General features: G+C 50.7%; 3 protein-coding genes. All 3 read left to right on the top strand.

The window, feature by feature from the left end; translation table 11 throughout:
- Positions 1-1,910: LPS assembly protein LptD (locus tag Q0231_RS11380; RefSeq protein WP_299347755.1), on the top strand; the 1,910-nt coding region annotated here is incomplete at its 5' end.
- Between the two features lie 87 nt (positions 1,911-1,997).
- The gene (locus tag Q0231_RS11385) at positions 1,998-2,900 is read left to right on the top strand and encodes a peptidylprolyl isomerase (protein WP_269392113.1); all 903 of its coding nucleotides are present in this window, start codon (positions 1,998-2,000) and stop codon (positions 2,898-2,900) included.
- Between the two features lie 6 nt (positions 2,901-2,906).
- Positions 2,907-3,812, top strand: a 906-nt coding sequence (locus Q0231_RS11390; protein ID WP_299347756.1) for a 4-hydroxythreonine-4-phosphate dehydrogenase PdxA, incomplete at its 3' end; no start/stop codon positions are given.

The raw sequence follows: 3,812 nt of genomic DNA on the forward strand, positions 1-3,812 counted from the left end.
AGGGCTTCTTAAAATCGCTGATTTTTGAAACCAGCAATGGCATGCGCCTCAGTGCTGCTGATGCTGAAATCCGCCCAGGCAACACTCTGTTTTTAAACGACGCATCGCTTACCCCTTGCGGGAACTGCGTGGATGCAAAAGGTCGGCAAATTGGTTGGCGCGTTAAGTCTGCCACCATTTTGCGTGATACGGAAAAGAAAACGATCTATTTTACAGGCGGATCGCTTGAGATCGCTGGCATTCCTATTGCCTACTTGCCTTGGCTTGCCCTGCCCGACCCTTCTTTGACCAACATTGAAGACCTTGTGCGCACCCGCATATCCTACAGTGCGGAAAAAGGCGTTGCTGTTGTCTATCCTGGCTTTGTTTGGCATCAACCCGAATATGGACTGACATTGACTCCCGAATTTTACACGCGGCAAGGTGTTCTGGGCGAGTTGAACTGGAAAAAACAGGTTGGTTTTGCAAGTTATTCGGCAGACGCATGGGGCATTTACCAGCTTTCGCCATGGGCCTATGCCGGTAAAATTGGCGACACAAACCTGCGCGGTGGAATGCAAGGCAAAGTGGACCTTGCTCTGGACGATGGATGGAAAGCGGGCGCTCAAGCCTCTGCTTATTCCGATCGTTCTTTCGCTCTTGACTACAACAAAGGTCGTCGTGATGGCGATTATGCAACGCAGCGGATATTTGCCACTCAACTAACCAACGACACCTATATAGACGCTCGAGCGGAATATTACGTGGGACTGGGTGAAGACGGGGCAACGAACGAAGCCAAACAGGGTCAAGTTCTGCCAACAATCCTTGGCCATCATGTGGCTAAAGCGCCCAACGGCATGGGCGAAGTCGCACTTGACGGTCAATTAACCCGCATCACGCGGGAGGCCGATAGTTCCTCCACCGTGGGCGGTGTTGATTATGTTGAAGGCTTCGCTGGTGAAAAGACACATGCAAGCGTGCAAGCTGCGTGGCGCGACCAATGGGTCTTGCCCGCCGGAGTGCTGATTTCTCCTTATGTTGGCGTGCGTGGTGATGTGGCGCAATATGAGAGCGCAAGCACGCACGCAAATGCACCAGCCACCAGCATAACCCATTCTATAACGCCCATCGCAGCGCTTGATGTGAGCTGGCCATTGATGGCGCGGAGCGAAGGGGCAAACCACTTTGTCACCCCTCGCCTGCAGATCGTTTCACGCGGTGGCGATTCCTCACCAGGGATCACCAATGATGACGCGCAGAGCTTTGTGTTTGATGATACGAACTTGTTCAGCTTCAATCGCTTTTCAGGCACTGACAGGCAAGAAACTGGCACGCGAGCAACTTATGGCGTCACCTATCATGCTGATTTAACCGACGGGCGTTGGTTTGATCTTGCAATTGGTCAATCCATTCAAATTGGCGGCACCAACAGCGCGGCTCTTGCCAATCCTTATCAAACCGGTCGCGGCTCGGGCGTAAGCGATGGCCTTTCACACATTGTGGTCGCAGCAAAAGGCGCGCCTTTTGCTGGTGTTGAGTTGGGCGCAAAAACGCTAATTGACCCCAATAGCACATCGATTGATCGGGCCGTAGTTGCTGGAAAATATTCTGGAGAATTGTTTTCTGCTGGTATCGACTACGCCTATCAATCCAAAGCAATGGCGCCCGGTGTTAGCGCAGACCGCCATGAAATTGGTGGCAATCTTGCAGTGCCGATTGACGACTATTGGACAGTCGGGGCGAACGCTCGATATGACATTGTGGGCTCAAAACTGAACAATTATGGCATTTCGTTAGGCTATGACGACAATTACACGCAAGGCAGCATTTTTTATCATTCAGATCGCAGCGGCACCAAAGGTGGCCGTGTTGGGGTCAGTTTGAAACTAAAAATGCTCGCAGATGTGGGTTACGATCACAATTTTTGATCTGACGCTCAAAAAAAGGCCGCAATCGTTGCGCACTCATGCTAACACAGCATTCAAGCGAAAAACTCAATATACGGGAACCATTCGATGCGCATCATAGGTTTGATCCTCATTGCACTGCTTAGCTTAACTTCAGTATCTGGCACTGCCCATGCGGCGCAGGTCAAAATGGTTGTGAACGGCAAAACAGTGACCGATTACGACATCAACCAACGCGCTCTATTTATGCGCTTGGAACGTCGTGGAAAATCCAATGCGGACCGACGCAAACTTGCGGAAAAAGAACTGATTGATGAAGCCGTCATGTTGTCCGAAGCTCGTCGACTTGGTTTTGAAGCAAACGAAAAGGCTGTCGATGAGGCCTATACTCGAATTGCGATCAACGCGAAACTGAGTGCGAACAAATTGACCCAGATTTTGAATGCCGCCGGGGTGCAAACCAAAACCTTAAAGGACCGGTTGCGCGCTCAATATGCATGGCAGGCGGTTGTGGCAAATGTGCTCCGCCAAAAGGTTCAAATCTCGGATTTGGACCTTGATCTAGCTGCCAAAGAAAAGCTAGGTGAAACAACCTCTTACGACTATATGCTCACCGAAATCGTTTTTTTGAATTCTGCTGGTGGCTCGGTAAAGTCTCGCACAGCGCAAGCCAACCAGTACCGCAAAAACTTCAATGGATGCGACAGCGCAGTGGACCTTTCGCTTTCTTATCGTGATGCTGCCGTGCGCAAATTGGGCCGCCGCCACTCCACCCAACTGCCTGACCCGGTTGCGGCAGAACTTGCGAAGCTCTCCGTTGGTGGAATTTCCAAACCTCGTACCGTTGCGAACGGCGTGCAAATGCTTGCCGTTTGTCAAAAAAGTGCCGCGGAAGACCTGACCTTTGTGAAAAACAAATTGCGCAACGAAGTAGGCTCGGAGAAACTTGAAAGTGAATCTGAAGCTTATCTTGATAAGCTACGCAAAGAAGCGTCTATCGAAAGACGCTAATCGCATATGCAAAAAGCACTGATACCGCTGGCCCTCACATTGGGTGAACCCGCAGGCATTGGCCCCGACCTGACCTTGCAGCTATTTGCAAACCGCGTGAAGAAGCCATTGCCATGTTTTGCCGTTTTTGGTGATGTGCAGTTTCTAGGAGCGCGCGCTGCACGGTTGAAATTGGAAATTGCCGTTCGTCAAATTGACACCCTTGAACAGGCAGCAGACGTGTTTGATACCGCACTGCCCGTAATGCCTTTAGCTGCGCGTGCAACGGACGTACCCGGTTTTTTGGACAAGGAAAATGCGGCCATCGTGACCGCATCTATTGAACAGGCTGTTGGTGCTGTTCGTGCAAAACAGGCACGGGCAGTGGTTACCGCGCCAATTCATAAAGCCAACCTCTATGAAGCGGGGTTTAAGTACCCCGGACATACTGAGTTTTTAGCAGCTTTGTGTGCACAAGAAGGTGTTTCGCCTCGCCCGGTTATGATGCTAGCGCACAAAGATAAGCGCGCCATACCCGTGACCATTCACATCGCGCTTAAAGAGGTTTTTTCTCGCTTAACGGTTGGTCGAATAGTTGAAACTGTCCGCGTTGCGCACCATGATCTGATACATAAATTTGGTATTGCAGCGCCTCGGATCGGTGTGACGGGCCTCAATCCACATGCGGGTGAAGATGGCGCGATGACGCCAACACCGCGCAAGCAAGAAGAAATCCTAAACATTCGTCGACTTTTACAGGGCGGCATTGGCTTCGATGTTACTCGTGGTGACTCCTTAGAAGTTGTTAGCGTACCCTTTACCCGTATGGATGCAGGTGAAATTGAAGATGCGCCTATTTGGGAACAACCCGGCTTTCTACCAATTCTTAAGCTAGTTGTTGGTGGTTTGGTTATAATAGTGCTTATCATCTTC

This window comes from uncultured Maritalea sp., from assembly GCF_937139385.1.
Classification (GTDB): domain Bacteria; phylum Pseudomonadota; class Alphaproteobacteria; order Rhizobiales; family Devosiaceae; genus Maritalea; species Maritalea porphyrae_A.

Coding starts and splice junctions, on each gene's coding strand:
- Q0231_RS11385 (WP_269392113.1), top strand. CDS start 1,998: ATGCGCATCATAGGTTTGATCCTCATTGCACTGCTTAGCTTAACTTCA.